The organism is Exiguobacterium mexicanum, assembly GCF_005960665.1.
GTDB lineage: Bacteria > Bacillota > Bacilli > Exiguobacteriales > Exiguobacteriaceae > Exiguobacterium > Exiguobacterium mexicanum_A.
In genome coordinates this window covers 1380158-1399725 of record NZ_CP040676.1, presented here as the reverse complement: position 1 = coordinate 1399725, position 19568 = coordinate 1380158, and the positions used below count along the sequence as shown (strand labels likewise).

Here is a 19568-nt window from a genome sequence, read left to right as displayed (position 1 = left end):
GTCCGGATGTGTATGAGCGTTGGCACATGGGTATAGAAAACTATGCTAATAAAGGAGGTGTCAGGTCTTCTTCGGAGGATCGTACTTATGGACTTATCAAAATGGCCTTTAATCAACTGGCTGGCGTTTTTGGCGACGGTCGTCATCAACTACTTCGCGAGCGGTGAAAATGCGGCCGTGTCGGACCGAATCGATATTTACTTCAAACCGGCCGGCTACGCATTCTCGATTTGGGGCGTGATTTATATCGCGCTCGCCGTCTGGCTCGTCTTGCAACTGAAGAAAGGGTCGGTTGCGAACCGGCAGGCGAATCGGATGAAAGCGGGCTTTCTCGTCTCGTGTATCTTGAACGGCCTCTGGTTGCTCACGTTCACGAACGAATGGTTCATCGCTTCGCTCGTCGTCATGGTCGCATTTCTCGCGACGCTCGCCTGGCTCTATTACATCGCCTTCCGGACGTCGACAAGTTGGCTCGACCGGTTCCCGTTCTCGATTTATATCGGCTGGGTGTCTGTCGCGACGATTGTCAACGTGTTCGTCGTCATGAACCGAGAAAATGTCACCACGTTGCTCGGGCTCGACGAACTGGCTTGGACATCGCTCATGCTCATGGTCGGTGTTGTCCTGGCGCTCGTCTTCATGTGGTGGCATCGTGACTTCATCTATCCGCTCGTCTTCGTCTGGGCCTACATCGCCATCTTTGCACGAATTGACAATGCGACGCTTTACGTCGTCCTCGTCAGTGCCTTGATTTTGCTCACTCTCGGATATGTCGGCTTGATCATTTGGAAAAAACCCCGGGCATTTTTGCATCACTCACGAAAAACGGTTGAATAAGGTCGAAAGCAGAAGCGGTAGCTCGTAGGACTACCGCTTTTTTTGTGAGTTTATTTGAGTTCTTATGAACCTATACATCAATATATTTTATGGATAATTATTCTTTATGCATTATAACATGTTTTCAAAAATTGCTTGATAACGCTAATGAATACGCTTACATCGATATGGTGATGGACGTGAATTATGCAGAATGGTATACAAGCCCCTTGATTTATCAGAATATTTAGAACAAAATAAAATTTACGAAACAAGATCGAGAGAGAGGGGTTGATTCGATGAAGCGAACAGGCTTGTACGATTCACGATTCGAAAAAGACGCATGTGGCATTGGGCTATATGTCAACCTAAACGGAGAGAAGAAACACGACATTGTCAGTAAATCATTATCGATGCTCTGTAAGCTGGAGCACCGGGGCGGGCAAGGCGTCATCGATGCCGGAGACGGCGCGGGGATCATGACCGAGCTACCGCACGAACTGTTCCTCGAGACGATGAATTTGCCGACACCAGGTCGCTACGCGGTCGGGATGGTCTTTTTCCAACCTGACGAATCACGGCTGCAAGAAAAGCAACGGCAGATGGAAGCGATTGCCGATGAGTTTGACTATGCGACCATCGCCTGGCGTGAGGTCCCGGTCGATAGTTTGGCCATTGGGGAACACGCCCGGGTGACACAGCCGACGATTTATCAATGGTTCGTTTCTTGCCCATTCGCAGACTACGACTCGAACGAGCGGACACTCTACCAACTCAGACGGACGATTGAGAAGACCGAAGACTTGAATCTATACATGCCGAGTTTATCGACGAAGACGATCGTCTATAAAGGGATGCTGACGCCTGAACAGATTGAGCGATTTTATCTCGATTTGCAGGCGCCGGCCTATAAGAGCACGTTCGGTATCGTCCATTCTCGCTTCTCGACGAACACGTTCCCATCATGGGAGCGGGCCCATCCGAACCGCATGATTGTGCACAACGGAGAAATTAACACACTCCGCGGCAATATCGACGCGATGCGAGCGCGCGAAGGCGTGACATCGACCGATTTGTTCGAGGACGTGAATCAGCTGTTCCCAGTCCTTCAAGAGACGGGCAGCGATTCGTCGATGCTCGATAACGCCTTCGAGTTCTTCACACGGACCGGACGTTCCATCGCTCATACGGCGATGATGCTCATCCCTGAGCCGTTCGCAGAAGTGAAAATAGATCCGTTCAAAAAAGACTTCTACCAATATCATTCATCGATCATGGAGCCTTGGGATGGACCGACTGGTGTCGTTTTCACGGACGGCCGTCAAATCGGCGCCATCTTGGATCGGAACGGACTGCGACCGATGCGTTATATCGAGACGCTTGATGGCGAACTCATCTTGTCGTCTGAGAGCGGCGTCATTCCCGTACAAGCCGAGAACGTGAAGTCGAAACAGCGACTTCGTCCAGGCCAGCTCCTATTGATCGACTTAGAGTCGAAACGCCTCATCCCTGACGCGGAAATCAAACAGACGATCGCGCGCGCCGAGCCGTACGGTAAATGGTTGAAGCAGATGACTAAGCTTGAAGAGTCTCCGGTCGAAGAGCCGTTCGTCGCCGACCTGCACCGGAAACAGCGGGCGTTCGGTTACACGAAAGAAGATATCGAACAATATCTCGTCCCACTCATCCTTGAGAAGAAAGACCCGATTGGTTCGATGGGTCATGACCAACCGGTCGCGGTCTTGTCTGAACGACCACGTTCGTTGTTCCATTACTTCAAACAGCACTTCGCCCAAGTCACGAACCCACCAATCGATGCATTGCGTGAGAAGATCGTCACGGCCACGTTCACGTGGCTCGGACCACTCGCGAACCCGGTCCACACCGGTCGCGGTCACGCCCGTCGTGTCTGGCTCAAACATCCGTTCCTTGATGGGGCCGCGATCGAACAAGTGAACGAGACGCTTCGCGTCGAACGGGTCGATACGACATACGAACACGACCTCGAGGCTGCCCTTGAGACGTTGTTCGAACGTGTCGAAGGGCTCGTCCGCGATGGGGCTGAAGTCATCGTCTTGTCGGATCGTGACATGAACGAAAACCTGTTGGCGATGCCGTCGCTCCTCGTCTTGAGCGCCGTCCACCAACACTTGCTTCGCGTCAACCTTCGCGCGTCGTGCAGTCTTGTAGCCGAAAGTGGCGAAGTACGAGAAGTCCACCAAGCGGCCGCCTTGATTGGGTACGGCGCTGACGCCGTCTATCCGTATCTCGCCTATGCGACGATTGCCGAGGCGGTCGAGGCCGGTCAACTGTCCTATTCGTTCGACGAGTCGGTCCGCCGCTATCAGACGGCGTCGGTCGACGGTATCGTCAAGATCATGTCGAAGATGGGGATCTCGACTGTGCAAAGTTATCGCGGGGCACAAATCTTTGAGGCGGTCGGCATTGACCGTGACTTGATTGAACGTCATTTCCGAGGGACGACGTCACAATTGTCCGGTGTCGGTTTTACCGAACTCGAGGAAGAGTCGCGCCGCCAGCATGAAGCTGCCTACGAGCGGGAACGACCGCTCGAGGCCGGAGCCGATTTCCAGTGGCGCGCTGATGGGGAAGAGCACGCCTTTAACCCGAAGACGATTCATTTGCTCCAGCGTGCCTGCCGTGAGAATGAGCGCCGGTATTATGACGCCTACGTCAAACTCCACGAATCGTCAGGCCAATTCTTGCGTCAATTGTTCGCGTTTAAACAGCAGGATGCCGTCCCGCTCGACGAAGTCGAATCGGTCGCCTCGATTGTTAGCCGCTTCAAGACGGGGGCGATGTCATTCGGTTCCCTTTCGAAAGAAGCCCACGAGACGCTCGCCATCGCCATGAACCAAATCGGCGGCAAGAGCAACTCCGGGGAAGGCGGGGAGGACCGGAATCGGTTCACGTCTGATGAGGACGGCAGTGAACGCGTCAGTCGCATCAAGCAAGTCGCAAGTGGTCGTTTCGGTGTGACGGCCGAATATTTGTATCACGCCGATGAGATTCAAATCAAGATGGCGCAAGGTGCGAAGCCGGGTGAGGGTGGACAATTGCCAGGGAACAAAGTATATCCATGGGTCGCCGAAGTGCGCGGCTCAGTCCCAGGTGTCGGACTCATCTCGCCACCGCCGCACCACGACATCTATTCGATTGAAGATTTGGCTCAGCTGATCTTCGACTTGAAGCACGTCAACCCGAACGCGAAAATCAGCGTCAAACTCGTCTCGAAGTCAGGCGTCGGGACGATTGCGGCCGGTGTCGCCAAAGCGAACGCCGACACGATTGTCATCAGTGGCTATGACGGAGGAACCGGGGCGTCACCACGGACATCAATCAAGCATACGGGACTCCCGTGGGAGCTCGGTCTGCTCGAGACGCATCAGACGCTCGCGTTGAACGGACTCCGGGGCCGCGTCACGCTCGAGACCGACGGTAAGCTCATGACCGGGCGTGATATCGTCCTCGCCGCCATCTTCGGCGCCGAAGAATACGCGTTCGCGACGGCGCCGCTCGTCGTGCTCGGTTGTATCATGATGCGGGCGTGTCACCTCGACACGTGTCCGGTCGGTGTCGCCACACAAGACCCGGCCTTGCGCGCAAAGTTCATGGGCAAACCCGAACACGTCGTCAACTTGATGACGTTCCTCGCCGAAGACGTGCGAGAGATTTTAGCCTCGCTCGGTGCGAAATCGCTCCGTGACGTCATCGGCCGGACCGACTTGTTAGAGGAAAGCGTCTGGAAACAAGAACATCCGAAAGCGAGAACACTTGATTTGGCGCCGATGCTATCGATTCCGACAGCGTTGCCGGAAAAAGAAGAGCTGCCGCATCCGGCCTATCAGTCGTATGACCACCGAAAATTGATCCCGGCCGTATCACGCTCGATCAAGTCGCTTCAACCGACGTTCTTCGTCGGCCGCGTCCGCAACACGGACCGCGCCGTCGGGACGATGCTCGGGCATGAAGTGACGAAAGTGCATGGCAACGTCGGTCTCGCCGAGGATACGATTTCACTTCGCCTCAGCGGATCGGCCGGCCAAAGTTTAGGGGCGTTCCTGCCGAGCGGGATCACGATCTCTGTCATCGGCGACGCGAACGATTACGTCGGGAAAGGCTTGAGCGGTGGGAAACTCGCCGTCATCGCCGAGAAACATGCCCCGTTTGAAGAGAGCGAACAAGTCATCGCTGGGAACGTCTGTCTCTACGGCGCGACGTCTGGGATGGCGTTCTTCAACGGTCATGCCGGAGAACGATTTGCCGTCCGTAACTCGGGTGCGGTCGCTGTGACAGAAGGCGTCGGCGATCACGGCTGTGAGTACATGACTGGTGGGACGGTCGTCGTCCTCGGTACGGTCGGTCGTAACTTTGGGGCCGGGATGTCGGGCGGAGTCGCCTACCTTTACGGGGACCAGGCGTACGAACAACTTGTCAACGAAGAGCTCGTCTCGATTGATCGAGAGTTGACCGATGAAGATGCCGAACAGATTTACGCGTTGCTCGAGATGCACCAGTTCCATACTGACAGTGTGAAAGCGAGAGCCGTACTTGAGGCGTTTGAGCAAGAACGAAAACGCTTCGTCAAAGTCGTACCGCGTGATTATGCGAACGTACTTGACGTCATGCGTCACATCGAGGCGACGCGGCCGGAATTGAGTGACGCCGACCGCGCCCTCGAACTATTCCGCGTCGTGACTGAAGGAGGGGGAGCATGAGACATAAATTTATTGATATCCCACGGGAGACATTGCCAGAACGTTCCGTCCTCGAACGGATTCATGATTACAGTGAATACGCTTCACGGATGGAAGACGGACCGATCGTCAAACAAGCCGAGCGTTGCATGGATTGCGGCACCCCGTTCTGTCACGTCGGGGACATGATCGGACAAGAGACGATCGGCTGTCCGATTCACAACTTGATTCCCGAGTGGAACAAACTCGTGACGGATCAGGACTGGTATCGGGCCTATGAGCGCTTGATGGAGACGAACAACTTCCCGGAGTTCACGGGTCGTGTCTGTCCGGCTCCGTGTGAAGGCTCGTGTACGCTCGGCATCAGTGAGGACCCGGTCGCCATCAAATCGATTGAGCGGACGATTATCGATCGCGCCTTCGAGGAAGGCTGGGTCAAACCTCGTCACATTATGAAGCGGACCGGCCGCCGTGTCGCCATCATCGGCAGCGGGCCGGCCGGGCTCGCGGCGGCCGATCAGTTGAACCAGCTCGGCCATGCGGTCACGATTTATGAGAAAGCGGATGAGGCGGGCGGCCTGTTGTTCTATGGCATCCCGAACATGAAGCTCGAGAAAGATGTCGTCCGGCGTCGTGTCCGTCTGCTTGAGGCGGAGGGGATCCGCTTCAAGACGGGCGTCAACGTCGGGACCGATGTGACCATCGAGTCACTCCGTCACACATACGATGCCGTCATTCTAGCGACGGGGGCTCAAAAACAACGGACGCTCGGCATCGATGGAGATGATGCGACAGGCGTCGAGCCGGCGATGGATTATTTGACGGAATCGACGCGGGTACTCGGCGGGAAATCGCTCGACGCCCGATACGACGCGAACGGGAAAGACGTCATCGTCATCGGTGGCGGGGACACGGGCGCGGACTGTGTGGCGACGGCAATCCGTCAAGGCGCCAAGTCAGTGACACAGTTCGGGAAACACCCGGAGAAAGGTATGTTCCGGGCACCGGAGAAGCCATGGCCGCTCCAGCCGGACACGTTGTCGACCGATTACGCCTATGCGGAAGCAATCGAACACTTCGACCGTGACCCGCGCACATATTTGATTCGTTCGAACCGGGTCATTAAACAAGGGGACCGGGTCGTCGGAATTGAGACGGAACGGATGGAGAAAATCGTCAAACCGGACGGACAGGCGACGTTCTTCGTCGTCGACGGTTCGGTCGAGACGTATCCAGCTGATCTCGTACTTGTCGCCATCGGATTCGAACGACCGGAGCGTGAACTTCGGAAAGTCGGCATCGAGGCGAACCATGACTATACGTCGAACATCGAGGGTGTGTTTGTCGCAGGGGATGCGAGACGGGGACAAAGTTTGATCGTTTGGGCGATCCGGGAAGGCCGCGAAGTCGCGGAGACCGTCGACGGATACTTGAACACTTGTCAACAACAGCTAAAAACTTCATCATAAAAAGGAGCGACGCGATGTCGCTCCTTTTTACATGGACATTTAGGAGGAGTCAGAAATGATTATCGAAATCCTCATGTACACCGGGGTTTGGTTTTTACTCGTGCTCGTCTTGCTCGGCACGATTTACGCTCGGCGCAATCGGAAGTGATTACAACACCATGGCGGCGATCAAACCGAAGACGATGAGCGGAATATTGTAGTGGAGGAACGTCGGCCACACCGTCTCACGCAAGTGGTCGTGTTGACCGTCGGCGTTCAAGCCGCTCGTCGGTCCGAGTGTCGAGTCACTTGCCGGGCTACCAGCATCACCGAGTGCACCGGCCGTCCCGATGATGGCGATTGTCGCCTCGACCGAGAAACCGTATTGGATGCAAAGCGGGACGAAGATGGCCGCGATGATTGGAATCGTCGAGAAACTCGAACCGATACCGAGCGTGATCACGAGTCCGACGAGGAGCATGACGAGCGCGGCGACAAATTGTGAGTCGCCCATGATGCCGCTTGCACCACTGACGAGCGGATCGATGGCACCGGTCGCGCGGATGACGGCGGCAAAACCGCTTGCTGCGATCATGACGAAGCCGATGAAAGCCATCATGCGCATCCCGCTCGTGAAGATGTCGTCTGCCTCTGACCAAGGGATGAGACGAAGCAGCGTCAACAGGATGAGTCCTGAGACGGCCGATGCGATCATCGATTCGGTCTGAAGTTGAACGACGAGCACGACGAGGACGACGGCAGCTGTGAGCCAGATTTTGAGCGGGCTCAACGTCCGAATCTCGTAATCAGTAGGCCCGAGTTGAATCGTATCGTACGTCCGCGGCTTCCGGTAGTGGAAGAAGGCGGTGACGAGACCGACGAGCATACCGAGGGCTGGGATGGCCATGATGCTGACAATATTGACATCACCGACGGCCATGCCGTTCGTTTCCACGTTTGGCAGCAAAATCTCATTCAAGTAAATCCCGCCGAATCCGACCGGAAGTAACATATACGGCGTGACGAGACCGAACGTGAGGATCGTCGCCACGAGCCGGCGGTCGAGCTTCAACTCGTTAAAGAGCACGAGGAGCGGTGGGATGACGATTGGGATGAACGCGATGTGAATCGGTAAAGCGTTCTGCGAACTGATTGCTAGTAATAAGAGGAACGATAGCAACAACGCCTTGACGCGCGCCACGCTCTTACCGGTGACGTCGCGTCCTGACATGCTGATTAACTTTTCAGCCAGGATGTCTGGGAGTCCAGTTTTTGATAGACCGACGGCGAAGGCGCCGAGCAACGCGTAACTGAGGGCGATTGTCGCACCTCCGCCGAGCCCGTCACTGAAGGCGGTCAACGTCTCATTGAATCCGAGACCTCCGACTAGACCACCGACGACGGCGGCAAGGATGAGTGACAAGACGATGTGCACGCGACTGATCGCGAGCGCGAATAATACGATAACAGCTAATAAGACAGCATTCATCATTTCCAACACCTTTCATTCAAAACTCTTTCTCTTGTTATCACTTTAATATGATAAAGACTTTTGAAATTTAACATACGTGTTTCGGGTTGTCAAATCGATTGTTCAAAAAAAGCGATAACTCCGAAAAGTTATCGCTCGTTCGTCATCCTTCAACGTTATGGTATACCTGGCGCACGTCTTCGAGGTCTTCGAGGACGTCGAGTAGTTTTTCAAACTGTTCTTTCGACTCGTCGTCGAGGGTAATCTCGTTTTGGGGCAGCATCGTCAACTCGGCGACTTCAAACGTCTCGATGCCTGCTGCTTTGAAGGCAGTCTGGACGGCATGGAACGCTTCTGGTTCCGCATAGACGATCACCGTCTCATCTTCTTCGATGACATCACGGACGTCGAGGTCGTGCTCCATCATGAGTTCGAGTACATCGTCGGCAGACATGCCGTTGACACCGATGACAGCCGTCGCGTCGAACATGTAAGCGACCGACCCGCTGACACCCATGTTGCCGCCGTTTTTACCGAAAGCGGCGCGGACTTCGGACGCTGTCCGGTTGACGTTGTTCGTGAGCGTGTCGACGATGAGCATCGAGCCGTTCGGTCCGAATCCTTCATAGCGGAGCTCGTCGAAATTCTCTTCGTCGCCGCCCTTCGCTTTGTCGATAGCACGGTCGATGATTGCGCGCGGGACGTTGTACGTTTTCGCTCGTTCGACGACGAACTTGAGTGCTTGGTTTGATTCTGGATCTGGTTCCCCTTGACGGGCGACTACGTAGATTTCACGGCCGAACTTCGCATAGATGCGACTCGTATTGGCGTCTTTTGACGCCTTTTTCTCTTTAATGTTGTTCCATTTACGACCCATTACATGTCATCTCTCTTTCCATTGTTCGATTGATTCATCCTCGATTATATAAGAAGACGTGGATGTTGACGAGCAAAAATCATCCCTCGCTTTTATCCATCTTCTCGACGATCTCCGTCAACGTCTTCAAACTGTCAATCAGGCGGTCCGTCTCTTCCTCGTTCAGAAACGCGAGACGGTCCTCGAACAGGCGACGGAACGAATCGCGACGCTCGCGGAGGACGAGTTCGCCCTTTTCGGTCAGTTGATTCCAGATGACGCGGCGATCGCGTTCGTCCGGCACGCGGGTGATGTAGCCCTCATCGACGAGCTTCGTGATGAGCGGCGTCACGTTTGGCGGGGCGATCGATAGCGTCTCGCTGATGTGTCCGTTCGTCACGGCACCTTCATCCTCAATCAACATGAGGAGATGAAAGTGGGAAAAGTTCAAGTTTGGGATTTGCGGGAGGTCGGAACGGCGTAACAACTTCCGGCGAATAAATGGGATCAGTTTCACGAACTGATCGGCTGCGTCTTGTCTCGGCATAATCATGTCACTTCCTAATTAGGTTCTTTCTTCATTATACACGACCGAGGACGGGGTGGACGACCAATCCTTGTTGCGTGACAAATTGCACAGCACATCAGACAAACAGGCGTCACAATACATGTAAGCGTTTACATTTTTTAGACTTCATCTTTTCATGAAAACGCATACGATTTTACTGAGCGTCCTATCAAAAAGCAAGACCTATCCTCATTCTTCAAAAAAATATTGTGAAAGAGTTCACATTGTTGTCACGCACAAACTATGAGAAACGTTGTATTCTATGAATGTGAAGGAAAGCACAAACTCTTCTCAAACCAACTGATTGCCCCGTGCTCTCCATCAAGTCAACAGTATAAGCTCTCATTCATGAGGAGGAAACCAACATGGCAGTTAAAGAGAAAGCAGTAGTAGAAACATCAGCAGAACAGATGGTCGACACGCTCGTCACCCGAGCTCACACAGCGCTCGAGACGTTGATGACGTTCGACCAAGAGAAAATCGATGCGATCGTTCAGGCAATGGCGTTAGCCGGTCTCGAACAACACGTCGCCCTCGCGAAACATGCATATGAAGAAACAGGTCGCGGTGTGTTTGAAGATAAAATGATCAAAAACATCTTTGCGACAGAATATATTTATAACTCACTCCGTGGCGAGAAGACGGTCGGCGTCATCGAAGACGACGAGCAAAACGGTATTACGTACATCGCCGAACCTGTCGGCGTCGTCGCCGGGGTCACACCGGTCACGAACCCGACGTCAACGACGATGTTCAAAGCGATCATCGCCATCAAAACACGTAACCCGATCATCTTCGGTTTCCACCCATCGGCTCAACAGTGTTCAAGTGAAGCGGCACGCATCCTTCGTGACGCAGCCATCGAAGCAGGCGCTCCGGAACATTTGATTCAATGGGTTGAAAAACCGTCACTCGACGCGACGAAAGCGCTCATGAACCACCCAGGAGTCGCCATGGTCCTCGCGACTGGTGGAGCGGCGATGGTCAAATCAGCGTATTCGACTGGTAAACCTGCCCTCGGTGTCGGTCCTGGTAACGTACCGGCCTACATCGACAAAACGGCAAAAGTGAAACGTGCCATCTCGGACGTCATCTTGTCGAAAACATTCGACAACGGCATGATCTGTGCATCGGAACAAGCGATCATCGTCGACCAAGAAGTGTACGAAGAAGTGAAAGCAGAAATGACGGCGCTCGGTTGCTACTTCTGCTCACCAGAAGAGAAGGCGAAACTAGAGACACTCGTCATCAAAACTGACTCATGTGCGGTCAACCCTGAAATCGTCGGGAAGCCGGCAGCCTGGATCGCCGAACGAGCTGGACTCACAGTCCCAGCCGACACGAAAATTTTGATTGCCGAACTCGAGACGGTCGGTGCGACAGAGTTGCTCTCACACGAGAAACTCAGCCCGGTGCTCGGTGCGTACAAAGTTCAATCGCGTGAAGAAGGATTCGCCATCGCTGAGAAGATGCTTGAAATCGGTGGTCTCGGTCATACGGCAGCCATCCACTCGACTGACGACGACGCCATCCTCGCGTTCGGACTCCGGATGAAAGCTTGCCGCATCATCGTCAACTCGCCAACGGCACACGGCGGCATCGGTGACCTCTACAACGAAATGACTCCATCACTCACACTCGGTTGTGGGTCGTACGGTAAAAACTCCGTCTCTGAGAACGTGACGGCGAAACATCTACTCAACGTGAAAAAGGTGGCGAGACGTCGCGTGAACATGCAATGGTTTAAAGTCCCTGAAAAGATTTACTTTGAGAAAAACTCGGTCCAATACCTTCAATCGCTCACATCGAAAAAACGGGCGATGATCGTCACGGATGAAATGATGGTCAAACTCGGATTTGCCGATAAAGTCGTCAAAAACTTGCCAGCTGGCGTCGAGTACCGCATCTTCGACCAAGTCGAGCCAGACCCGTCAGTTGAGACAGTCATGCGCGGTGCCGAAGCGATGCGTCACTTCCAACCGGATATGATTATCGCACTCGGTGGTGGATCACCGATGGATGCCGCGAAAGGCATGTGGCTCTTCTACGAACGCCCAGAAGAGAAGTTCTCGAACCTTCGTCAGAAATTCATGGATATCCGCAAACGGACGTACAAGTTCCCGACGCTCGGCAACAAGTCGATGTTCGTCGCGATCCCGACAACATCAGGTACGGGTTCTGAAGTGACACCGTTCACGGTCATCACGGATAAGAAACGCAACGTCAAATACCCGATTGCCGACTACGCGATCACTCCGGACGTCGCCATCGTCGACCCTGAGTTCGTCATGACGGTCCCAGCTTCAATCACGGCCGATACAGGTATGGACGTGTTGACACATGCCATCGAAGCGTACGTTTCGGTCATGGCAAACGACTATACGGATGGACTCGCGCTTCGTTCGATGAAGATGATCTTCGATTACCTCCCGAAAGCGTATGAGAACGGCAATGACGCCGAAGCGCGTCAGAAAGTCCACAACGCATCGACAATGGCTGGTATGGCGTTCGCGAACGCGTTCCTCGGTATCAACCACTCGATCGCACACAAAATCGGTGGCGAGTTCCATGTCCCACACGGACGGACGAACGCGATCCTTATGCCGCACGTCATCCGCTACAACGCGACACGCCCATCGAAACTCGCGGCGTTCCCGAAATATGAGTCATTCATCGCCGACGAGCGTTACGCTGAAATCGCGCGCTATCTCGGACTTCCAGCAAGCACGACGGAAGAAGGCGTCGAGTCGCTCATCCAAGCGATCATCGAGCTCGGTCAGCGCTTGAACATCAAGCTCTCGTTCAAAGCCCAAGGCATCAAGAAAGCGGACCTCGACGCGAAAGTCGACAAGATGGCAGTCGACGCGTTCGAAGACCAATGTACGACGGCTAACCCGAAAATGCCGCTCGTCGAAGAATTGAAAGAAATCATGTACGCTGCTTACGAAGGCGTATAAGTCTTACAATATCTAAACGGTTTCCCTCCTAAGAGGGAGGCCGTTTTTTCTTGAAAAATAAATATACAATTGTCAGATCACTTAATATAATAGGATAATACAACCATTTATTGGTGAGTTTTTTTTATGGAGATACGTAGATGACCATTATGTACAGCCTACTGTCGGCCCTATTTACTATTTTTCTTTATTTCAATCCGGCCTCGGCAACAAGTCCTTATGAGACGGCTGAATATTTTGCTTCATACGATCGGGTCGCAGAAAGCCATGAAAATGTCGAACTGTTCGAGTCGTTAGGTATTGGTGTTTCTGACGAGACTTCAGTCGATATGAAACGTGAGATTCATTACGCTCCGCTCAACACGAATTGGCCGACTATAACGATTGATGATGAATTTTACGATGGGTACGCGACAATTCCATTTGAAGAGACAATTGAAGGGGAACTGCTTCATTTGGAATGGGATGCCCCGATACCTGATGTGGCTGGAAGAGTCATCGTCCTACCGACGACCGACGTATCTTATGAAGCAATGGAAGATGCGTATGAAATCGATTATTACGGAGAAGTCCTTAATGACGAGGCGGCGAATCGCTATCTTACAAAATTAGCCGAAGCGAATGCGGCAGGTTATCTCATTACGCCACACCCGGATGCTCCGGAAGAATATGGATTCGCTTACGTTTCAGCTGCACTTCGCTTGAATGGGGCCGGGGTCGACCGAATAACAGCCGAGTCTTTCCAAGACGGTCAAACGGTTGCGATTGAGCCGTTCACAGACGAAATTCCTTACGTAGAGTTTACGCAACCTGGCACGACTGACAAAGAAGTGATTGTCATGGCCCGACTTGAGGGAAGCTGGTATGGCGATCACGCTCTCACTGGGTTAGGTGGTGCATCCGTGCTCTACCATACGCTTCAAGCGATGGATGACGTAGAGACGGATGCAACGGTCCGTTACGTTTTCTTGAATGGAACTGGGGATGGATACGAATCAAGTACGCACTATTTGCAGATGCTTCAAGATCGAGGTACGACGCCGCGTGTCATCATGTTACTTGATATACTTGGTACAGGGGAGACGAATCGATTCTTCAAAACAAGTGGGATGACGACATATCCGTTTATGGAGGGGATTGGTTTTGGCCCTGTCGAAGTGAAGAGTCTAGGCGTGTCAATCTTAGATGAGTACAAGCAAGCCGGGTTCCCAGTCATCTCCGTCAATGATTCTGTCACAGCCCATAACGACGTTTATACAGATAAAGACACAATCAGTCGTCTTTCTGACGAGGCGATGCGTGATCACGTTAAATGGCTCAGCGAGTGGTTAACTCTCCAATAAGAAGTAAGACCGTCACATATGGGGCGGTCTATTCTTTTACTCGAAACGGATCCATTACTTCGGTATGATGAAAGGGGAGGCGATACGATGGAACGACAACTGAACGTGACAACGAATTATGGACAACTGGCCGGTACGTGGATGACCCACGGCGAACCCCGTAAGACGGTCGTCCTGCTCAGCGGGAGCGGGCCGAGCGACCGGGACGGCAATCTTGGACCATCCCAATTCGGCACGTATAAAAAACTGGCCGAGGCGCTCTTTAAGATGGGTGTCAACGTCTACCGGTATGACAAACAAGGCATCGGTGAATCGGACGGTGATTTCAATAAAGTCGGGCTGCACGACTTGGTGACAGATGCGATCACCGTCGTCAACGCCATCAAACAGGAGCCGGACGCAGGGGACATGTATGTGCTCGGCCACAGCGAAGGGGCCGTCATCGCCCCGGCGGTCCAGCTCGAGACGAACGCGGCCGGACTGATTCTTCTCGCCGGATTCAACGATTCCTCGAAGAAGATGTTTTTGCTGCAAGCCGACGCACTTGCAACTGAAGTCGGTTCGGTGAAAGGACTCAAGGGCGTGTTCTATCGATTGACCGGCGTCCCGAAGAAGATTCGTCTGCGCCAAGACGATCTGCTCGAACGGTCACTGCGGACGAATGTCGCCGCTTTCAAGTACCGCGGCCAAGTCGTCAACGCCAAGTGGATTCGCGAGCATGCATCCTATGACGTCCGGGAGCGGCTCGAACATGTGCGTGTTCCCGTGCTCGCCCTGACCGGCGACCGCGACGTCCAAGTCCCACCGGAGCACGTCCATTCGATTCGGACGAAAGGGGACGTCGACAGCCACATCATCCACGACATGAACCACTTGCTCGTCGAACGAACCAGTCCGCACGCGCTCCTCACGTTGCATAAGGAATATCGGGACGCCATTGAGGCGCCGCTTCATCCCGAACTCATCCGCCGATTGAACGATTGGTTGATGAAACGATAATGAACTGTCAAAAACGGTCACTAAGTGACCGTTTTTTATGTTATAATTGTGACAACGTAAAAAAAGATGAATGTTTTTGAATGTTTATGATTGTTTTTTAAATGAAAACGCTTTATATTAGAGCTACGGAGGGAATATGATGTTAACGAAGCAACGACATCAACTGATTTTGCAACGTCTGTCGGAGCAAAAGATTGTCAAATTGAAAGAATTGGTCGAGTTGACGGCATCGTCGGAGTCGACGATTCGCCGGGATTTGACCGACCTCGAAGCCGAAGGTTATCTCGATCGGGTACACGGCGGCGCAACGCTCGTGGCCCGCTACGAAGAAGAGCCGACGTTCGAGGAGAAACGAGATCAACACGTCGATGAAAAAGTCGCGATCGCACGGAAGGCCGCGACATTCATCGAAGACGGGATGTCCGTCTATCTCGATGCCGGGACGACGACGCAAGCGATGGTTCCTTTCTTAGATGGAAAAGACGTCATCGTCGTAACGAATAGTTTACCGATCGCCAACGACTTGTTCGACCTCGATATTAAGACGTTCGTGATCGGCGGTGAGTTGAAACGGTCGACACAGGCACTCGTCGGCTATAACGCTCGGGAGAGCATGATGAACTATCGGGTCGACCTCGCTTTTCTTGGCATCAATGGCGTCGACCTAGAGGCCGGGTACACAACCCCAGACCCGGAAGAGGCACTCGTCAAAAAAACAGCAATCGAACTGGCTCGCGAGGCGTACATTTTGGCGGACGATTCAAAATTCGGGAAACGTTCGTTCAGTCGGGTGGCTCCGCTCGAAGCGGCTACACTCGTCACATGGAGCGACTCGACAAGCGTCAGTTCATTTCAATCAATCACAAAGGTGGTGAACGCCCAATGATTTACACGTTAACACTGAACCCCTCAATCGATTATTACGTGACGCTCCCTGAAGTCGTCCTCGGTGAAGTCAACCGGATTCAAGAGACGACGCAGCGGGCCGGAGGAAAAGGCATCAACGTCGCGTTCGTCTTACGTGAATATGACGTCGACACAGTCGCGTTAGGATTCGTCGGCGGCACGACGAAAGACTTTATCAAGAAGGCGCTGACCGACAAGGGCGTCCAAACCGATTTCGTCGAAGTCGATGGTCAGACGCGCATCAACGTCAAGATTCGAGCGCAAGAAGAGACGGAATTGAATGCGAGCGGACCGGTCATCTCGGACACGGAACTTGAACGGTTGACGCGTCAGTTCGATCACGTTCAATCAGGCGACATCGTCGTCCTCGCCGGAAGCATTCCGGGCAATCTGCCGGATACACTCTACCGCACGCTCGCTGAGACGGTTCGGGCAAACGGTGCCGAGTTCGTCGTCGATACGACGAAGGAAGCGATGCTCGAAGTCCTCTCACTCAAACCGCTCATGATTAAACCGAACCACCATGAACTCGGTGAACTGTTCGATACAGACATCGAGACATTCGAGCAGGCACTTCCATATGCGGAGCAGTTGGTCGAACGCGGTGCTCAAAACGTCATCGTCTCATTCGCCGGTGACGGTGCCATGCTCGTGAACGCTTCAGGCGCTTATAAGGCGAACACACCGCGTGGCAAACTCGTCAACTCGGTCGGCGCAGGCGATTCACTCGTCGCCGGATTCGTCGCCAACATTCTCGACCACGACGCAACCGAAGCGTTCCGCTATGCGGTTACGACCGGCAGCGCGTCTGCATATACGTTCGGGCTGTGCACAAAAGAAGACGTGGACCGCTTGGTCGGCGAAGTCAGCGTCACCCCACTATCTCGATTGGAGGAAAGAACATGAACATCACGGACCTTCTTAAAAAGGACACGATTCAACTGAATCTCCGCAGCCGTTCGAAAGCCGAAGTCATCGAAGAACTCGTCGACGTGCTCGACCGCGCTGGCAAACTATCGGACCGTAACGGCTACCGCGACGCCATTCTCGCACGTGAAGCACAAAGTACGACCGGACTCGGTGAAGGGATCGCCATCCCGCACGCAAAGACGAAAGCCGTCAAACAACCGGCCATCGCCTTCGGGCGCTCGGAAGGCATCGATTACGAAGCACTCGACGGCCAAGACAGCCGCTTGTTCTTCATGATTGCCGCCGGAGAGCACGCCAATAACGAACACTTGGAAACACTCTCGAAATTATCTGTCTTCCTTATGGATCCAGCGTTCCAAGAACGTCTCTATGCGGCCACATCAGAAGATGATGTCATCCGGGCCATCGAAGAAAAAGAAGCGGCTGAGGCGGCTCCTGTTGCTTCGAAACCGGTTCAAGCGGACGCGCCTTACATCCTTGCTGTCACGGCTTGTCCAACGGGTATCGCGCACACGTACATGGCTGCCGATAGCTTGAAGCAAAAAGCAGAGGCGATGGGAGTTGACATCAAAGTCGAGACGAACGGTTCGACCGGTGTCAAGAATGAATTGACAGCGGCCGATATCGCGAAAGCGACTGCCATCATCGTCGCGGCTGATAAAGCCGTCGAGATGGACCGGTTCGCCGGAAAACATGTCATCGAAGTCCCGGTCGCCCAAGGCATCCGGAAGCCAGAAGAGTTGATCAACCGGGCCGTCAAACAAGACGCACCGGTGTATCGGGGAACCGGTTCGTCAGGTGGTACGAAAGAACAGCGCACAGGCATCTACAAGCACTTGATGAGCGGTGTATCCGCGATGCTCCCACTCGTCGTCGCTGGTGGTCTCTTGATCGCCATCAGCTTCTTCTGGGGCATCAACTCGGCAAATCCGGATGACCCGTCATTCAATGAATTTGCGGCGCAACTCAACACAATCGGTGGGGCAGCCTTTAGCTTCCTCGTCCCGATTCTTGCGGGTTTCATCGCGATGTCAATCGCCGACCGTCCAGGTCTCGCACCAGGTCTTGTCGCTGGTTTATTAGCCAGCCAAGGTGGCGCCGGATTCCTCGGCGGACTCATCGCTGGTTTCCTTGCCGGATATGTCGTCCTCTTCTTGGTTAAAGCACTTTCTAAACTACCGGCCTCGCTTGAAGGAATTAAACCGGTATTGCTCTATCCGTTACTTGGGTCATTTATTTCCGGTATGATCATGTTACTTGTTGTCAATAAACCAATCGCAGCCTTCATGACATGGTTGATGGATGTCATGAACAGCCTGAGCGGCGCCAACGCCATCTTGCTTGGTATCATCGTCGGTGGCATGATGGCCGTCGATATGGGTGGTCCGATTAACAAGACAGCCTACGTCTTTGGTACAGCTGCACTCACTGCCGGTAACCAAGAAATCATGGCAGCTGTCATGGCCGGTGGGATGGTACCACCGCTTCTCGTCGCATTCGCTTCGACTGTGTTCGCCCGTCAAAAGTTCTCGAAACAAGAACGTGAAGCCGGGAAGACAGCATATATCATGGGTGCCTCGTTCATCACGGAAGCGGCTATCCCGTTTGCAGCGGCCGACCCGATTCGGGTATTGCCGTCAGCGATTCTCGGATCAGCCATCGCTGGTGGATTGTCCGCCTTCTTCGCGATCCAATTGCCAGCGCCACACGGTGGAATCTTCGTCTTCCCACTCCTTGAAGGAGCTGGAAACGTCGTCATGAGCATGGGACTTTACGCCCTCGCGATTCTTGCCGGAGCCTTGATTGGAGCACTGCTCTTGTCATTCTTGAAAAAACCGTTGACGGAGACGCAAGCTACAACAACGCGTGACGTCGCTTGACCAGTACGGCCGTAGGATTTCCTACGGTCGTTTTTTGTCAAATGATTGTCAGTCAAATCTGGAAGAAGTCTGATTTCGATTGGGTGATTTGTGGTAAAATACTTGTAAAACTTACGCTAAGGAGGGGGTACGGATGCTCATACGGAAAGCCGAGCCAAAAGACGCTTACGGGATTGCGCGGGTGAGGGTGAACGGATGGCGCACAACCTATCGGGGAATTGTGCCGGCCGACTTTCTCTTGAAGCTCGGTTCAAACGCGATCGAGTGGTCTGAAAAGGTCCGCAGCGCCCTCGCGAAACGAGAAGTCGAAGGGTTTGTCGCCATCGTCGAAGAGGAAATCGTCGGGTTCGTTCTTTACGGGGAAGAACGGACGGGCGAATATCCGGACCATCCGAATGAGATTTATGCGATTTACATTCTAGAGGACCATCAGCGTAACGGGATTGGTTCGCTATTGCTGGAGCAAGCGATTCAAGCGATGTCGAATCACGGGCTCATCATTTGGGCGCTCGAATTGAACCCTTACCGCACGTTCTATGAGCAACGTGACGGGCAAGTCATCGATGCGAAAGAGCGCTTGTTCGGGGAACTTGCCCTCCGTGAAGTCGCCTACGGATGGACGAAAGGGAATCACGACGCCATCGTCGGCGCATGAACGGACGCGGCCTGAGGGGTC

13 protein-coding genes are annotated in these 19568 nt (G+C 53.6%); 10 read left to right on the top strand and 3 right to left on the bottom strand.

Annotated elements, in window-relative coordinates:
• Positions 1–87: 87 nt before the first annotated feature.
• From FED52_RS07575 to FED52_RS07565, 3 genes are all read left to right on the top strand, one after another.
• The gene (locus FED52_RS07575; RefSeq protein WP_138859487.1) at positions 88–837 is read left to right on the top strand and encodes a TspO/MBR family protein; all 750 of its coding nucleotides are present in this window, start codon (positions 88–90) and stop codon (positions 835–837) included.
• 278 nt (positions 838–1115) lie between these two features.
• Positions 1116–5555, top strand: coding sequence for a glutamate synthase large subunit (gltB, locus tag FED52_RS07570; RefSeq protein ID WP_138859486.1), 4440 nt, complete (start codon positions 1116–1118; stop codon positions 5553–5555).
• A complete protein-coding gene (locus FED52_RS07565; RefSeq protein WP_138859485.1) occupies positions 5552–7003 on the top strand; it encodes a glutamate synthase subunit beta in 1452 nt (483 codons plus the stop codon). Before gltB ends, FED52_RS07565 begins: the two co-directional genes overlap by 4 nt.
• Before the next feature lie 148 nt (positions 7004–7151).
• On the opposite strand, the gene FED52_RS07560 is transcribed toward FED52_RS07565, so the two are convergent.
• The 3 genes from FED52_RS07560 to FED52_RS07550 all read right to left on the bottom strand — a co-directional run bounded on the left by FED52_RS07560 (position 7152) and on the right by FED52_RS07550 (position 9856).
• Positions 7152–8471: a Na+/H+ antiporter family protein gene (locus tag FED52_RS07560; RefSeq protein WP_138859484.1), complete on the bottom strand. Its 1320-nt coding sequence runs from the start codon at positions 8469–8471 to the stop codon at positions 7152–7154.
• Between the two features lie 145 nt (positions 8472–8616).
• A complete protein-coding gene (locus FED52_RS07555) occupies positions 8617–9330 on the bottom strand; it encodes a YebC/PmpR family DNA-binding transcriptional regulator (RefSeq protein WP_138859483.1) in 714 nt (237 codons plus the stop codon).
• Between the two features lie 79 nt (positions 9331–9409).
• The gene (locus FED52_RS07550; RefSeq protein WP_138859482.1) at positions 9410–9856 is read right to left on the bottom strand and encodes a MarR family winged helix-turn-helix transcriptional regulator; all 447 of its coding nucleotides are present in this window, start codon (positions 9854–9856) and stop codon (positions 9410–9412) included.
• Between the two features lie 386 nt (positions 9857–10242).
• Between FED52_RS07550 and adhE the strand changes: the two genes are divergently transcribed.
• From adhE to FED52_RS07515, 7 genes are all read left to right on the top strand, one after another.
• The gene (gene adhE / locus FED52_RS07545) at positions 10243–12834 is read left to right on the top strand and encodes a bifunctional acetaldehyde-CoA/alcohol dehydrogenase (protein WP_138859481.1); all 2592 of its coding nucleotides are present in this window, start codon (positions 10243–10245) and stop codon (positions 12832–12834) included.
• A 140-nt stretch (positions 12835–12974) separates the two neighbouring features.
• On the top strand, positions 12975–14177 hold the full coding sequence (locus FED52_RS07540; RefSeq protein WP_034777462.1) for a zinc-binding metallopeptidase family protein: 1203 nt from the start codon (positions 12975–12977) through the stop codon (positions 14175–14177).
• Between the two features lie 87 nt (positions 14178–14264).
• A complete protein-coding gene (locus FED52_RS07535; RefSeq protein ID WP_138859480.1) occupies positions 14265–15176 on the top strand; it encodes an alpha/beta hydrolase in 912 nt (303 codons plus the stop codon).
• Between the two features lie 139 nt (positions 15177–15315).
• On the top strand, positions 15316–16062 hold the full coding sequence (locus tag FED52_RS07530) for a DeoR/GlpR family DNA-binding transcription regulator (protein ID WP_138859479.1): 747 nt from the start codon (positions 15316–15318) through the stop codon (positions 16060–16062).
• Complete coding sequence (gene pfkB / locus FED52_RS07525; protein WP_138859478.1) at positions 16059–16988, top strand: 1-phosphofructokinase; 930 nt, start codon at positions 16059–16061, stop codon at positions 16986–16988. The genes FED52_RS07530 and pfkB overlap by 4 nt, the downstream gene beginning before the upstream one ends.
• Complete coding sequence (locus FED52_RS07520) at positions 16985–18892, top strand: PTS fructose transporter subunit IIABC (RefSeq protein WP_138859477.1); 1908 nt, start codon at positions 16985–16987, stop codon at positions 18890–18892. Before pfkB ends, FED52_RS07520 begins: the two co-directional genes overlap by 4 nt.
• A gap of 133 nt (positions 18893–19025) precedes the next feature.
• A complete protein-coding gene (locus tag FED52_RS07515) occupies positions 19026–19547 on the top strand; it encodes a GNAT family N-acetyltransferase (protein ID WP_138859476.1) in 522 nt (173 codons plus the stop codon).
• Positions 19548–19568: the final 21 nt, after the last annotated feature.

Excerpts from the sequence above, each read along its gene's own strand:
- FED52_RS07575 (WP_138859487.1), top strand. The coding sequence starts at position 88 with ATGGACTTATCAAAATGGCCTTTAATCAACTGGCTGGCGTTTTTGGCG.
- gltB (WP_138859486.1), top strand. The coding sequence starts at position 1,116 with ATGAAGCGAACAGGCTTGTACGATTCACGATTCGAAAAAGACGCATGT.
- FED52_RS07565 (WP_138859485.1), top strand. The coding sequence starts at position 5,552 with ATGAGACATAAATTTATTGATATCCCACGGGAGACATTGCCAGAACGT.
- FED52_RS07560 (WP_138859484.1), bottom strand. The coding sequence starts at position 8,471 with ATGAATGCTGTCTTATTAGCTGTTATCGTATTATTCGCGCTCGCGATC.
- FED52_RS07555 (WP_138859483.1), bottom strand. The coding sequence starts at position 9,330 with ATGGGTCGTAAATGGAACAACATTAAAGAGAAAAAGGCGTCAAAAGAC.
- FED52_RS07550 (WP_138859482.1), bottom strand. The coding sequence starts at position 9,856 with ATGCCGAGACAAGACGCAGCCGATCAGTTCGTGAAACTGATCCCATTT.
- adhE (WP_138859481.1), top strand. The coding sequence starts at position 10,243 with ATGGCAGTTAAAGAGAAAGCAGTAGTAGAAACATCAGCAGAACAGATG.
- FED52_RS07540 (WP_034777462.1), top strand. The coding sequence starts at position 12,975 with ATGACCATTATGTACAGCCTACTGTCGGCCCTATTTACTATTTTTCTT.
- FED52_RS07535 (WP_138859480.1), top strand. The coding sequence starts at position 14,265 with ATGGAACGACAACTGAACGTGACAACGAATTATGGACAACTGGCCGGT.
- FED52_RS07530 (WP_138859479.1), top strand. The coding sequence starts at position 15,316 with ATGTTAACGAAGCAACGACATCAACTGATTTTGCAACGTCTGTCGGAG.
- pfkB (WP_138859478.1), top strand. The coding sequence starts at position 16,059 with ATGATTTACACGTTAACACTGAACCCCTCAATCGATTATTACGTGACG.
- FED52_RS07520 (WP_138859477.1), top strand. The coding sequence starts at position 16,985 with ATGAACATCACGGACCTTCTTAAAAAGGACACGATTCAACTGAATCTC.
- FED52_RS07515 (WP_138859476.1), top strand. The coding sequence starts at position 19,026 with ATGCTCATACGGAAAGCCGAGCCAAAAGACGCTTACGGGATTGCGCGG.